General features: G+C 40.3%; 14 protein-coding genes and 1 pseudogene. 8 read left to right on the forward strand and 7 right to left on the reverse strand.

Annotated features, from left to right (window positions below):
- Positions 1-119 precede the first annotated feature (119 nt).
- Positions 120-365, forward strand: coding sequence for a hypothetical protein (locus RMX69_RS28960; protein WP_322639490.1), 246 nt, complete (start codon positions 120-122; stop codon positions 363-365).
- Positions 358-714: pseudogene (locus RMX69_RS29550) on the forward strand (DNA/RNA non-specific endonuclease); the annotation flags it as partial. The gene RMX69_RS28960 and the pseudogene RMX69_RS29550, both read left to right, overlap by 8 nt.
- A gap of 135 nt (positions 715-849) precedes the next feature.
- Here the strand turns inward: RMX69_RS29550 and RMX69_RS29555 are convergent.
- Positions 850-1389, reverse strand: a complete 540-nt coding sequence (locus RMX69_RS29555) for a pentapeptide repeat-containing protein (RefSeq protein WP_409878160.1) — start codon at positions 1387-1389, stop codon at positions 850-852.
- 101 nt (positions 1390-1490) lie between these two features.
- Here RMX69_RS29555 and RMX69_RS29560 point away from each other — a divergent pair, with 101 nt between their 5' ends.
- The 4 genes from RMX69_RS29560 (at position 1491) to RMX69_RS28980 (ending at position 2991) form a co-directional block, all read left to right on the forward strand.
- Positions 1491-1724: a DUF5615 family PIN-like protein gene (locus tag RMX69_RS29560; protein ID WP_409878162.1), complete on the forward strand. Its 234-nt coding sequence runs from the start codon at positions 1491-1493 to the stop codon at positions 1722-1724.
- A 25-nt stretch (positions 1725-1749) separates the two neighbouring features.
- On the forward strand, positions 1750-2214 hold the full coding sequence (locus tag RMX69_RS28970; protein ID WP_322639492.1) for an SMI1/KNR4 family protein: 465 nt from the start codon (positions 1750-1752) through the stop codon (positions 2212-2214).
- A gap of 152 nt (positions 2215-2366) precedes the next feature.
- Complete coding sequence (locus tag RMX69_RS28975) at positions 2367-2567, forward strand: hypothetical protein (RefSeq protein ID WP_322639493.1); 201 nt, start codon at positions 2367-2369, stop codon at positions 2565-2567.
- Between the two features lie 7 nt (positions 2568-2574).
- Positions 2575-2991 carry a retroviral-like aspartic protease gene (locus RMX69_RS28980; protein ID WP_322639494.1) on the forward strand — a complete coding sequence of 139 codons (417 nt, stop codon included), beginning with the start codon at positions 2575-2577 and terminating at the stop codon, positions 2989-2991.
- Positions 2992-3055: 64 nt separating this feature from the next.
- On the opposite strand, the gene RMX69_RS28985 is transcribed toward RMX69_RS28980, so the two are convergent.
- Together RMX69_RS28985 and RMX69_RS28990 are read right to left on the reverse strand one after the other, a co-directional pair.
- On the reverse strand, positions 3056-3625 hold the full coding sequence (locus RMX69_RS28985; RefSeq protein WP_322639495.1) for a Uma2 family endonuclease: 570 nt from the start codon (positions 3623-3625) through the stop codon (positions 3056-3058).
- Positions 3626-3782: 157 nt separating this feature from the next.
- Positions 3783-4322, reverse strand: a complete 540-nt coding sequence (locus RMX69_RS28990) for a DUF2267 domain-containing protein (RefSeq protein ID WP_322639496.1) — start codon at positions 4320-4322, stop codon at positions 3783-3785.
- A 319-nt stretch (positions 4323-4641) separates the two neighbouring features.
- Between RMX69_RS28990 and RMX69_RS28995 the strand changes: the two genes are divergently transcribed.
- Positions 4642-5439: a dienelactone hydrolase family protein gene (locus RMX69_RS28995; protein ID WP_289794956.1), complete on the forward strand. Its 798-nt coding sequence runs from the start codon at positions 4642-4644 to the stop codon at positions 5437-5439.
- A gap of 54 nt (positions 5440-5493) precedes the next feature.
- Here RMX69_RS28995 and RMX69_RS29000 read toward each other — a convergent pair whose 3' ends face one another.
- Complete coding sequence (locus RMX69_RS29000) at positions 5494-6141, reverse strand: class I SAM-dependent methyltransferase (protein WP_289794955.1); 648 nt, start codon at positions 6139-6141, stop codon at positions 5494-5496.
- Positions 6142-6552: 411 nt separating this feature from the next.
- Positions 6553-8739 (reverse strand): sensor histidine kinase, encoded by a 2187-nt coding sequence (locus tag RMX69_RS29005; protein WP_322639497.1) that lies wholly within the window; start codon positions 8737-8739, stop codon positions 6553-6555.
- Between the two features lie 441 nt (positions 8740-9180).
- Between RMX69_RS29005 and RMX69_RS29010 the strand changes: the two genes are divergently transcribed.
- Positions 9181-10077: a glycoside hydrolase family 75 protein gene (locus RMX69_RS29010; protein ID WP_289794954.1), complete on the forward strand. Its 897-nt coding sequence runs from the start codon at positions 9181-9183 to the stop codon at positions 10075-10077.
- A 419-nt stretch (positions 10078-10496) separates the two neighbouring features.
- Here RMX69_RS29010 and RMX69_RS29015 read toward each other — a convergent pair whose 3' ends face one another.
- Positions 10497-10922 carry a hypothetical protein gene (locus RMX69_RS29015; protein WP_094349949.1) on the reverse strand — a complete coding sequence of 142 codons (426 nt, stop codon included), beginning with the start codon at positions 10920-10922 and terminating at the stop codon, positions 10497-10499.
- A gap of 685 nt (positions 10923-11607) precedes the next feature.
- The gene (locus tag RMX69_RS29020; protein ID WP_289794953.1) at positions 11608-12564 is read right to left on the reverse strand and encodes an orange carotenoid protein N-terminal domain-containing protein; all 957 of its coding nucleotides are present in this window, start codon (positions 12562-12564) and stop codon (positions 11608-11610) included.
- Positions 12565-13189 lie beyond the last annotated feature (625 nt).

Raw genomic sequence — 13189 nt, forward strand, 5'->3', positions numbered from 1 at the left:
TAGAGTTAGTGTAACTAGATATGTAAAGTTTTGTATTAGGATTCAACATTTCTGGTACGGGTGATATTGCCGATAGACCGCGAGGTATTGCCATTACTAATGATGGTGTGCGTGCTTATGTGACTTTGGAAAATTCTGGTCGTGTTGCTTTGGTTGACCCAATGGTGTTGCGGCAAATTGACACCAATGCTGAAACAAAAGATATTATTGACCCAATTAATTTGGGTGTAGATGCTTCTCCCCGTTCAATTGTCATTGATGACCGTAATGAATATGCATATATCGGTGATGGTAGAATGGGGGTTATTTATGTCCTCGATATCAATCCCAATTCCTCCAAATACCACCAAGTTGTTGATGACTAATGTGATTCCTCAACCGTTAGATAAGCCTTTTGACCGATGGACTGAATTGGAAAAATACTTAACCGATCTAGTTAGAGTTCAAAATAAAGAACTTTACATCATTACGGGAAGAGATGGATATACCAGTAAATCTATCAGTTCTAAAGGCATTAATGTACCCGAAAATGTTTGGAAAGTAGTCTTAGTGCTAGATAAATCAGGCGCGGCTATTTCTGATGTAACTAAAGATACTCTTGCATTTGGTATCTATTTACCCAATACACTTGATGCTAATAATAAAGGGCAAGACCCAAATAGTGATTGGACAACAAATTTTTCACTCCTAGAAAATGGAAAAGAGTATGGATTGTTTAATGTTGAACAACTTGAAGCTATAACAGGATATAATTTTCTATCTAATATTCCTACAGAAATTCAGGAGAAAATTGAAGGGCGAAATATTCTTGGGATTAGAGCGATGCTCAATGCTATTAAACCTGCTCCTTTACTTGCTGATGGATTTCCATTCTCCGAAATAGGGACCGCTTTGGACAGTGCCATCGGGCATGATAGTATCCCAAATTACATTCATGGCTCGACAGATAGCGTCGTGGGCAATGGAAGCATCTCGAAAATCAGCACGAATGAAAACGTTATGCTCACCACCATACAAAAATCTAGCTTTACGGAAAATAGCACCGATAGCACTAGCCTGATACAAGTGACTTCCAACCAAATCAGCACCAGTCAAGTTACACCTAAACAAATTAACACATTCCAAATTAGCATCCCTGATAATCGCACCATCCAATCCAGCTTCTACCAAGGAAGCACCAAAGAGATCGGCTCCAGTCAGATCGGCTTCACTCAAACAAGCGAAACTCAGATCGGCTCCACGGAAATTAATATCTCGCAAGATGGCACCTCCGAGGTCAATCCAGTTTCGCCCAGAAGTTTTGCTTCTAACAACAACAGCCCCAGCGAAGTTTCGCTTCCCGGAAGTGTACTTTTTCAACAGTTCTTCAGTGGTAATTTCCCAAGCCATAATATAACTTCCAATTTCTTTTCCAATCTCCAATATAGTGCTAACAATCTCTGGTCTAACTTATTTGACCCCACCTTCAACATCAACCTACAAAACAACTGATTTTAGCTACTGAACTGCAAAGAGTTTTATACACATTCAATGTTGGTGATTTTTGCCAGTTACACAGCATCCACATACAAGAGAAAAGAAGTCATGCAGGGATTATAATTTCATCGCAGGATTACTCGATTGGTGAACAAATGCGAAGAGTACTCAAGCTGATGGCAGCTAAGTCAGCCGAAGAGATGATAAATCAATTGGTATTTCTCGGTAATTACGCTGGAGAACTATAAATACAGTTAATATACATAAAAATATATGTCTGCTTTAACTGAAGCTCTTGAGTTTGTTGGTGATTGCGTACAGCAATATATGCCAAATCATCCTGCTGCAATGAACCGAGGATTAAGCCGTGATGCAATTGAGGCAAAAGCTAAAGAACTTCCTTTTTATTTACCAGAAGAAATTTATGAACTTTATCAATGGAAAAACGGTGGTGTAAATCCTTTTCTTCCTCATCCCGATGCTTGGGATCTTGCCACATTCTTCTCATTGGAAGAAGCAATTAGTATTGCTCAAGATTGGAAAGGTTCTTTTCATTTGTTTCCCCTTTTCATGGTCGAGGATGGTGGATACTTTTTTGTGGGAACGCAGGAAAAATGTCAAACTGCTCCAATTTATTGCAACGATATTCCTGAAGAAGTAATTGAAAGAGAGCCAAACTATCCCAGTTTGACTAGCATGGTACAAGAGTTGGTTGAGGAGTTGAGAAGCAAAAGTTAACTCTGTATTGCTAACTGCGATCGCATCCTTCCCATAAGGTGCGTTATGCTTTGTAACAAGGCAGCATGATCTCAAATTTACAAAGCTGATACCGCAGCCTGATAAAATTTGTGGAAAGATAGAAATGTTGATTCATCTCCAGCATTACAATTATGAACGCCGTAGAGCTATTTCCTACCCTGCGAAATTTAACTCGTGCAGAGAAGCTAAAAGTGATGCAGTTTCTAGTTTCAGAATTATCTAGGGATGAAGAGCCATCATTAGAGCAAGGAGCAACTTACCCTATTTCGTCGCCACTTAATTCCCACGCAGCTGCACATCAACTTGCTCAACTGCTAGAGTCAGACGAGTAAATGCACAATGGTTAATCCTCAAAGATTTTCCTTTACAGAGGGATACGATACGTTTGGTGTTCCCGATGCGCTGCCAAAGCTACCATTAATCTTAACCTATCGTAACTCATCAGTAGACGTTTCAGGCTTGTTAGATACTGGAGCAAGCGTCAGCGTTCTGCCATATAGTATTGGTGTCCAACTAGGCGCAATTTGGGAAGAACAGACGGTTTCTGTAACGTTGGCTGGTAATTTGGCTCCCGTTGAAGCAAGAGGTTTGCTTCTATCTGCTCAGATTGGCTCGTTTGAGCCTGTTGGCTTAGTTTTTGCGTGGAGTTTGTCTAATGATGTACCTTTGTTGCTAGGACGTATGAACTTCTTTTTGGAGTTTGATGTGTGTTTCTATCGTTCACAATTAGTATTTGATGTGTGTCCACAATCGTAATGCGATCACACCCCTCCCAACGCATACATCGTCACAAAGCACAACACATTAAACCAAAACTCATTTACTCAAAAACAATGCCACGATAAATTTCCGCCATCGGCAATTCAATACTAAGTGAATCTAAAGAAATAGATACCTCTAAGCTGCTAAAATCACTGAGCAACCAACCTTCAGCTTGTTTACTGTAGCGTTCCACAAAAGGTTCATCTTGCTCGACTAATAAATATTCGCTGAAACTCGGAATTGATCGATACATCCGAAATTTACTTTGGCGATCGTAATCTGCGGTGGAAGGAGATAGAACTTCAACAATCAAAGTAGGATTCAAGACTTCATCTAAACGTTCAGCATTTAGTTGCGGTTCGCCGTCAAAAATCATTACATCTGGGTATACTCCGCGTCGATGTTCGGGAATCCACAGCCGTAAATCGCTATTAATTGGCTCGAATTGAGTATCACGCAGCAAAAATTTGGAAAAGGCAAAAATATTGCCACTGATGCGGCTGTGTTTGAGCGTTCCTCCAGGTATGAGTACGATTTCTCCATCTCGATATTCGCTGCGTCCTTCGGCTTTTTCTTCAATTGCGCGATATTCATCCAAACTGTAGCGGCGCTTGATGGTAGAAATCATAGGTCTTAGCCTATTACATATAAAACTATTTTCTCACAATCAAATTTGTGAGGGAATATTTTCTCTTTTCTACGAGATGCTGTGCGATCGCCTTCAAAATAGAAAGCCTGCTTGCGAGTAGCGATCGCAAACAGACTTTACTTTTTTATACTTCTAATTAAGCTTGCTCCCAAAGCTGACGTACATAATCAGGTAGCCAGCTAGCAATTTCCTGAATCCGCTCCTCGGAAAGTTCGTCTTTGGTGGCAGAAAACACTGCTTTAACGGCTTGCTCTCGTTCGACCGATCGCGGCATTCCACTTTCATTAGCAATTCGGAATAGAAAGCGATCGGAATCGATATTGAAGATACCTGGGCCTTTCCAAGGTGGACGAACCCGGCTCAAAAATCCCACAATTGGATTGGTGTCTTTCCACAAATCAGACACTTCAAACTGGAGTGCTTTTTCATCGGTAGGTACAGCCTCTGTATGCAGTTCTGCCTCGACGCGATCGCTAGCTTCTGTGGTCATTAAGTCGCGCATCACGCGAAACACAACTTCGGTAAAGTCTCTTGCATCATAAGGATCTGCAAATCCAGCTTTGACCTGGACTTTTTCTAGAAATGAGCGATGTTCGTCTGCGATCGCAGTTCGATTATCTTCAATCTCCGTTGGGTCAACTTCTGGAATGTTTGTTCTAAAACTTTGATCGGGCATTGTTTTTTCTTGTGGTTATTAATTTTGAGTCTTTCTACTTGCTCTATGTAAGGTCGCACAAATCAAAAACCCTTAGTATCATCCAGAAGTTTGAGATGCCATTTATTCAAAAGTTAGAAATTCATCTGATTTGCATAGATATAGGTAATAGAACTACCCCTCTAAAAAGGTTCTGGCTAACACATATTTAATTTCTGGAAATATCATATCTATTGAGTAAAGCAATACTCCTGGTGTTTTTGCTCGTTGTAGACATCACCCATTGGTATCAAAAAACAGTCAAAATAGATGAGTTAGTATAAAAGCTGCCGAAACAAAGATGCTAGAAACAACAAACATCGAAATTCACACTTCCTATATCAAAGTTCCTAACAATGGCTTAGAAATCGATGCTTACTTAGCTCAACCAGCACAAAATGGAACCTTTGGCGCAGTTATAGTTTTTCCAGAAATTTTTGGAATCAACAGTAATATTCGGGATATCACCGAACTAATCGCTAAACAAGGTTATGTAGCGATCGCTCCAGCGATGTATCAACGTACTGCTCCCGGTTTTGAAGCTGACTTTAGCCCAGAAGATGTTGGCTATAGCCCAGAAGCTTATCGATTGGGCTTGGAATACTATCAACAAGTAAAATATCAAGAGATATTCAGCGATATTCAAGCTACCATTACTTATCTCAAAACTTTACCCAATGTCAAAGATGATGCCATCGGTGTGATTGGTTTCTGTTTTGGCGGTCATGTTGCTTATATGGCTGCAACTTTACCGGATATCAAAGCCACAGCTTCGTTTTATGGTGGCGGAATTACCACTGCTAGCTATGGTGAAGAGACTCCAACTATTAATCGCACTTCAGAAATTAAAGGTAATATTTATGCATTTTTTGGTACAAGAGATGCATTAGTTTCTCAAGAAGAAAACGAGCAAATTGAAGCAGAATTAAAGAAACATCAAATCAATCATCGTGTATTTCGATACGACGCTGGACACGGATTTTTTGCTGGATTCTTTAAAGACAAGTACCCATTTTTAGCCCAGCACCCAAGTTATAACCCAGAAGCGGCTCCTGATGCTTGGCAACATGTTTTAGAACTGTTTCAAAAGCACTTGTAATCCGGCTTGTCGTCAATATCGCACTCTTGTCCAATGAGTGCGATACTTTAGCCTTTAAGCTTTTGAGTTTCTAAGCAGTAATTGACAACCACATAAAAACGGGTTTGGATTTTCGATGCGATCGTCTGCAAGCACTTCAATGGGGAGCTTGCTGTTGTAAATCAATTCATCATAATCCATCAATGCATCCCACTTGATTTTACCAGTTGGGAAGCCTAGCTGTGAAGAACTATCAGCTATTAACTCTTGCCATTTCTGAATTTCTGGATCTTGCGATTTGCAGTAATCAAGAATGGCAATCAAGGCACCAGGCTTAGTAACTCGCAGTATCTCTGCAAGGGCGCGGACTGGATCGCTAACGACACAGAGGGTAAATCCTGATGCTGCTGCATCAAAACTATTATCAGGAAAATCAAGATTGCAGAGATCCGATACTTTGAAGGTGATGTCTGCGGATACGCGCTTTTTACGTGCTTCATCCATCATCTTCTCAGAAAGATCGACACCAACGACACTTACACCTTCAGGATAGGCTGGAAGATTAAGACCAGTTCCTACCGCAGCATCCAATACGGTTTGTCCTGGTTTTAGCTGCAAGGAAGCAATTAAGGGTTCGCGCTCGATGTGCCAGTAACGCTTCATAATTGCGTCATAATCCACCGATCCCTGATCGTAGGTTTCAATCACCTGATGTATTTGCATAGATTTTTTAACAAGCAGAACTACTGATTTTAACTATCTGTCCAACTGTATAATCTGTTAGCGCCCAAAATTTGTATATTCTCTGACAAATAAAAAAAATTCATAGTATATTCTCTTGCCAACAAAATAACTTTATAATACACAGATTCTCCGATATCCTTTGACCGAACAATATCTAGAGCAGCAAAGTGACAAGAGCGGTTGGTGTATTATCAAAAATTGCGATCGTGTAGAGTGATTCACCCTAAACAGCAAATCATTGTTCAAGCGTTCGGAAATTAGCAAAGGTATTGTTACTTACAGCACTTTACAAGTCAATTAAGTACACCCCTCTTCAACTTGAAATATGCTGTATAATCTAAAACTCTCTATATCTTCCTGTTCCCCCAAACCTCAGCCATAATTCATCGTTCAACCATTCCTTAGCCCCAAAGGAATCTGAATGATAAACTCGGTTCCTTTTCCAGGAGTTGAGAAACACTCCAGTTTACCGCTATGTTTTTCTGTGACGATTTGATAGCTGATGGACATACCCATTCCGGTTCCTTTGCCAATGGGTTTGGTGGTGAAAAAAGGATCGAATATGCGTTGCTGAAATTCTTGAGAAATACCAACTCCATTATCAGCGATCGCCACTTCTAACCACATTAAATTAACTACCGATGTGCGAATCTTAATTTGACTAGGATTTTCCTTAATTTCCTGATAGGTAAGCTTAGTATTCTTTTCTTCTAACGCATCAATTGCATTTACTAAAATATTCATAAATACCTGATTGAGTTGTCCGGCATAGCATTCTATTAGGGGTATAATGCCGTAGTCTTTAATCACCTCAATTTCAGGTTGTTCTGGTTTAGCTTTCAGGCGGTGCTGTAAAATCATCAAAGTACTGTCGATGCCTTCATGAATATCAACGCGTTTAAATTCCGCTTCATCAACGCGAGAGAAATTCCGCAGCGACAGTACAATTTGACGAATGCGATCGGTGCCTACTCTCATCGAAGACAACATTTTTGGCAAGTCTTCCTGCAAGAACTCTAGATCGATGTCTTCAGCAACGGTTTGAATTTCAGCAGCAGGGTAGGGATTATATTGCTGATACAACTGCATCAGTGCTAATAAATCCTGAGTATATTCCTGGACATGGGCGAGGTTGCCATGAATAAAGTTAACTGGATTATTAATTTCATGTGCGACTCCAGCAACTAGTTGTCCCAGACTAGACATTTTTTCACTTTGAACAACTTGAGATTGAGTACGCTGCAATTCCCCTAATATATTTTTCAGTTCAGTAGTGCGTTCTTCTACCCGTTCTTCTAATTCTTCTTTGCTTTTCTCTAAAGCACTAAAGGATTCATGCAATTGCCGTGTCATGTGGTTGAAAGATTTAGATAAGGTATTTAGTTCTCGAATACCGCTAGTTTCTACTGTCTGATTTAAATTGCCCGATGCCATTGCCTCACTTGCCCAATTCAGGCGCAGAATCGGGCGGACAATCCAATGGGAGGTAAACACGCCCATCACAGAGGCAACAACTAATGCCCCAAAACAAAGAGCGATCGTGGTGCGCGTGTTAGCGTTAATTTGAGACATAAATGTGTTTTCTGGCACACTTACTACCACCAGCCAATCCAAGCCATACTTGTCACGCCAAGGTATAACATTGACAAAATGCCGTTTTTCTTGAACCTCAAGTTGAAAATCTGTGTCTTGGGTGATAGACCTAAACCCAGAAGTTTGGAAGCGTCTGGCAACATTCTGGATTATTGGGTCAGAACTATCGCTCGCTCGCAATCGCCGGATCTCTTGATTGACCACGACAAAAGGCTTCTCTGTACCGGAACTGGCAATTAATGTACCATCCCGTTCTAAAAGGAACACCTGCCCAGACTGACTAATATTCAAACTGCGTAAAAAATCGCTGAGTTTTAGTAGGTGAATGTCTGTTGCAATCATTCCTAATAAGCGATTTTGCGAATCATAGATCGGACGACTAGCAGAGGCGGCAATGTAAGGGCCGGTGGGATAATTTCCAGTTACAATCTTTGCCCAAATAGGTTTACCAGCAGCGATGGGTTGGGTATACCAAGATTCAGTAGAATTTTGCCAATTCCACCGAGCATTGACCTGAGTTCGATTACCTTGATTATCGGTAGCGTAGGTGTAAACATTATTCGGAGGCTTGGCAGTCCAATCATCAATGGTAATCGTTTTGCCATCATAACGAGCAGCTCCTAGCCCCTCACCCGTTGTTAGCCCAATACCAATATAAGTTAGGTCATAAGCCTGCATCTGATCCCAGAAATACTTGCCAAGGGTTTCGCGATTGCGCACATCCAATAGTCCCCTGCGAATAGCATCTGCGTTAATCTGATTAAGGGTTTGCGGAATGGCAAGATAAGACTTCAGGTGTTCGTCCACTACATCGCTGGTGCGATCTATCAACTGTTCGGCTAGGTCGTTAACTGCTCTTTGTCCATTTTTAAAAGACAAATAACCTACCAAGCTGACCGCTGCAAAAATTTGGATAAGGAAGGGAACAATAAGAACAATCTGTAATGGGAACGCCTTAGCTTTGCTGAGATAGGGAGTCTTCATTGCTGGAAGCTGAAAGTTGTGCTGATTTGATTTGCTTCTATAGTTCCCAAGATGTTCGCATACTCACATTTGTTGAAATTTTTTTGTCAAGTCAAAGGTGGCTTTAGGGTGGAATGGTACTTTCTTAGGCAAAAATTGCTGCCCAGATCCCTACTTCTACTCTCCGGGTGTCTGCAAGCAGTCGGGGATCTAAATCCAGCGATTTAGTAAGTGACATTTAGATTTAGGATGCGTTGCGGGGGTTTCCTCTCCTGTATTCGCCTTTAAGAGCAGGGAAAATCAGATATTGCCCGCCCAACTTACTAACTCCCCGTTATAGCAGCCGACGCAACACAAAAAAATCAGAGTTTGAGATGTTCTAGATATTAGCGATCGCATCAGCACAAAATTTAGTTTTTTAATGTAGTTCCATGAGTTCAATTTTTAAATTTGGAGTAATTTATGCAACGATTTCAAGTAACATCAGATAGTTTGAATATACGTTCAGCACCGATTGTTGATGACGCTAATCAATTAGCATCTCTTCCAAAAGGATGTATTGTATCTAAAATTCAAAATTCGGATAATGACAAGTGGTGGAAGGTGGCAACTATTATTGAAGGAAAAACTTTAGAAGGTTTTGTTGCTCAAAAATTCCTAAGTCCAGTCACAAAGTTTTCTATTAAGACTGTGCTTAAAATTGGTGAAATTCCCATTCTCCAGGCAAATGGAGAATCTGCATTTTTCTATGAAGCAGGAATGAGCATTAATGCTGATGGTGCGCCTAATGCTTATCACCCCGCAGATAGAGGGATTGATTTTTTGGCAAATGCTGGTAATCCAGGTAACTGGTGGGCACTAGCTGTAGATAAAAACGGCAATCCATTTATTCAAGGCAGTACCGATCCATATCCTGGATACTATATTTCTACAACTGCATTATTCGACTCTGGATTTGTTAAACAAGATCCACGTCGCTATGTTGATTCAGCCAAGATTCCGTATATTGTTCTTCCAGGAAATGGTGATTTTAGAAAGGCTACAGGCGTTAAATTAGGAGATTTAGCAGTTGTTTACAACACTAATAATGAAAAACTCGCCTTTGCAATTTATGCTGATGTTGGGCCTACAAACCAGATTGGAGAGGGTTCAATAGCTTTGTCTCATGCTCTGGGAAATGATCCATTAGTACGCTCAAGAGTCAGACAAGGAATTCCCAAGAATATCGTTTATATTGTTTTTCCAAGCTCTGGGAATGGAAAAGCAAGAACAATTTCAGAAATAGAAGCTGAAACTAAACGGTTCTTTGAAATATGGGGTGGTGTAGAACGGATAAAGTCTCTAGACAATACAGTTTAGATCAGTTCAAAACCCTAATGTAGAGACGCGATTCATCGCGTCTTGAAAGACCAATGATTTACACCAATAACTTTTAACCCAAGCGTATTGCTCTATAAGAGTGTACCTGATGCAAATTCAATTGCAATAGAGACGTAGCGCTGCTACGTCTCTGTTTTTGGAGAGCAATGACTTCTTGTAAAAGTCCCCAACCCCTCCCCGCTCTTCGGGCTACGGTGTACACACAAGTCGAAAAATCCTCTACAGTGAAACTGTCACGCCCACCCATATCCCGCCCAGAACTGAAGTTCAGGGCTGATAGCGAAACTCCACTGAAAGTGGACTAAATAATTAATTCAGTCCACTTTCAGTGGACTTGGGCTATGAGACTCGGAATTCATTCCGAGGCGGGATAAAAACACTGAGTATATTACCAGATTTTAAGTTATCGCTGCTGGTTTCTTTCCATTCTTGCTCTCCACACTGCCAACGAATGACGGTTGCTCATCACTGACAGTTAACGACTCGCCTCGCAGTCCCTTCCGACGCTGATTTTTAGGAACTCCTCCTGCCATACCATACTCCACACTGCTTTTGCCATATCGAGTCCCCACTGCCATTAGCATGTGTTCGGTCATATCTCCCAACTCGCCTTCTGTTTCTAGCATTTCACGATACAATTTATCCAAGCTGGAAAGGGCACTATTATATGCATTTTCTCTAGTTCGCATCGTTTCGATCAGGTTTGAAAAGGCAGGTAAGGTAAGTCCATTGCCTAAATCTAAACTCGGATCTATTGAGTTGATGCTAGCTGCACGGCGCACTGCTTTTTCTAAGACTAGGGAAGTTCTTTTTCTCCGAGCCATGATCTACACCTTCTAATAGAGTACGGTTAATATTCTTTACCTTAAAAGGTTTACGTATATATTAGCCTGAGAGAATTCTGGCAAATCTGTAATGGTTTTTGCTACAAGTGCGATATTTGTCAGAAATGTGCGAAATACTGAATTGAGAAAGCAAACTGGGGTTTGAGAAAGTAAAAGCTGCCTTTGCTTGCGGAAAACACCAAAATGAGAAAGTAAAAGCTGCTTTTGCTTGCGGAAAACACCAAAATGAGAAAGCAAAAGCTCATTTTGAGTAAGTAAAAGCTCATTTGACTTGCGGAAAACACTAAAATCAGTAAGTAAAAGCTGCTTTTGAGTAAGTAAAAGCTTATTTTGCTAACTAAATTTGACTTTATCTATATTTTTTTGCTGTGATGACTAGTTTTGATCGGTGTGATGGTAGTGCGATCGCAAGCAGAACATAACGCTTTTTTGGATCTGGAAAATGTAGCTGACGTTGATTTATAACACTAGCTTAGAAATGGAAACCCAACGCCCCAGAGATGTTGGGTTTCGCAGACTCAACCCAACCTACACAGGTTATTAAATCCACGATCCTTACCTACAATTAACTAAAGCTCGGTTCACTTATAACCGAGCTTTAATTGGGATTTTATTTGATGATGATTATCGCGCTTAAAGGATGTTTTAAAAAAGCAAAGAAATATTACTTGCGAGTTAGGTTAAGCAGTTCTTTGGGAGAAGCAAGTAAATCAATAGCCACGAAGTAAATTTGACCTTGAGGATCGAGTAAAAATCGCCAAGCAATGTTCATCCCAACATTACCCCCAAACCAAGGAGTTTCTACCGTACCAGTAATCTTATGCTGTGTATAACCATCTTCGATGGTTTCCGAAATGCCTTTGGTTGGCTTCATCACTAAGCCTTGTCCCTCATCTCGTAGATAAGAAGTGATTGCTTCTCGACCAACAATTGGTTTTTGGAAGGGTGGTTGCAGCGCACCGTTGTTAGCAAATAAAGCAACAGCAGCTTCAAAGTTATCTGCATTCATCGCTTCAATATATTTCAGCACTGTCGGTTCTGTAACTCCCTCGATCGTAAATTGGGGAGTTACAGATGCACGTGGGAAATTAAAGTTTATTTGTGCTTGTTTGTTATCAGCCACAGACGGATCGAAGCCCATATTTACTACAGTATTGCGTAGTACAGTAATTTGCTGACTCTGATCGATTCTCTGAACAGCTTCTAGCACTGCTTTAACTTCAGTTGACATTTGATAGCCAACTGGCATAGGAGCAACAATACCCTCTTTCATCCACTCTCCTAACTGCCACCAGAACCCTAACTTGGCGTTAACACCAAAATATGCATAAGAACGGCTGATAGGAGTGTCAGCATTACTCGCTAAATCTCTCATTAACTGCGTTTGTTCTTCATGAGACATCTGCTTAATGTCGTTGAATATACCTTCCATTAATTGGAGATTTGCTTTTCCGGGAGCAGCTGGAGTAATTGTACGACCTAGTTCAGCGTAGGCATACCAGAGAAATGCTAGTTGATCCTCAATGTTGAGTTTCGCAAACATTGCTGTAGTGGCTGGAACTGCATCTGCCACTTGAGTGCTAGAGAAAATATTGCGTGCGGACTCGATACTATAAGTCATGCTTATTACCTTAAAGATTTACCTATTTAGTAGTTGCTTTTAACTACATTTTGTAGCTAGAAGGGTAAATCTAGGGCATTTTTATTGGATGACATAGTTATCCCTAGATTTTTTAATTTGATTCATTTTTATTTACTACTTTGGCATCATAGCTGGTAAAGATTAACAAAAGACTAAGATTTATAAGATTTATCTGATGAATATCATTGAATGAAATGTATATCTACTATTCATTTCAAATTTCTAGTTAAATCAAAGTATTTTTTTGAAAAAAATATCCTTCTAAAGAAAGATATTTAACTATATATTATCTATCTATGGAAACAGATATCTACGTTTTCAGTTTTTTGACACTACAAATAGAATTTGGTAATTGCTTCAATTAGTTTTTTTTAATTACTGGCAGATTTATCTCTAGCCGTAGGTTGGGCTAAATCAAGTGAAATCCGTCTAATGTAAGCCTTCGCTTTGTTTATTAGTAAAACACAACTTACAATTTTTTTGCGATCGCCGTTTAGTTATGAGATGGCTGTGTGTAGTTCAATAAGCCGCATTGTTGCAAGGATGGAATGGGAGCGATGCGATTTTGTGAGATGCCTTGCTTCGTTTGGGCAGGGGGCAGGGG

Source organism: Nostoc sp. EspVER01 (assembly GCF_034530635.1).
Taxonomy (GTDB): Bacteria; Cyanobacteriota; Cyanobacteriia; order Cyanobacteriales; family Nostocaceae; genus Nostoc.

Coding starts and splice junctions, on each gene's coding strand:
- RMX69_RS28990 (WP_322639496.1), bottom strand. CDS start 4,322: ATGCCCGATCAAAGTTTTAGAACAAACATTCCAGAAGTTGACCCAACG.
- RMX69_RS28995 (WP_289794956.1), top strand. CDS start 4,642: ATGCTAGAAACAACAAACATCGAAATTCACACTTCCTATATCAAAGTT.
- RMX69_RS29010 (WP_289794954.1), top strand. CDS start 9,181: ATGCAACGATTTCAAGTAACATCAGATAGTTTGAATATACGTTCAGCA.
- RMX69_RS29020 (WP_289794953.1), bottom strand. CDS start 12,564: ATGACTTATAGTATCGAGTCCGCACGCAATATTTTCTCTAGCACTCAA.
- RMX69_RS29555 (WP_409878160.1), bottom strand. CDS start 1,389: ATGGCTTGGGAAATTACCACTGAAGAACTGTTGAAAAAGTACACTTCC.
- RMX69_RS28970 (WP_322639492.1), top strand. CDS start 1,750: ATGTCTGCTTTAACTGAAGCTCTTGAGTTTGTTGGTGATTGCGTACAG.
- RMX69_RS29015 (WP_094349949.1), bottom strand. CDS start 10,922: ATGGCTCGGAGAAAAAGAACTTCCCTAGTCTTAGAAAAAGCAGTGCGC.
- RMX69_RS28975 (WP_322639493.1), top strand. CDS start 2,367: ATGAACGCCGTAGAGCTATTTCCTACCCTGCGAAATTTAACTCGTGCA.
- RMX69_RS29005 (WP_322639497.1), bottom strand. CDS start 8,739: ATGAAGACTCCCTATCTCAGCAAAGCTAAGGCGTTCCCATTACAGATT.
- RMX69_RS29000 (WP_289794955.1), bottom strand. CDS start 6,141: ATGCAAATACATCAGGTGATTGAAACCTACGATCAGGGATCGGTGGAT.
- RMX69_RS28980 (WP_322639494.1), top strand. CDS start 2,575: ATGGTTAATCCTCAAAGATTTTCCTTTACAGAGGGATACGATACGTTT.
- RMX69_RS28985 (WP_322639495.1), bottom strand. CDS start 3,625: ATGATTTCTACCATCAAGCGCCGCTACAGTTTGGATGAATATCGCGCA.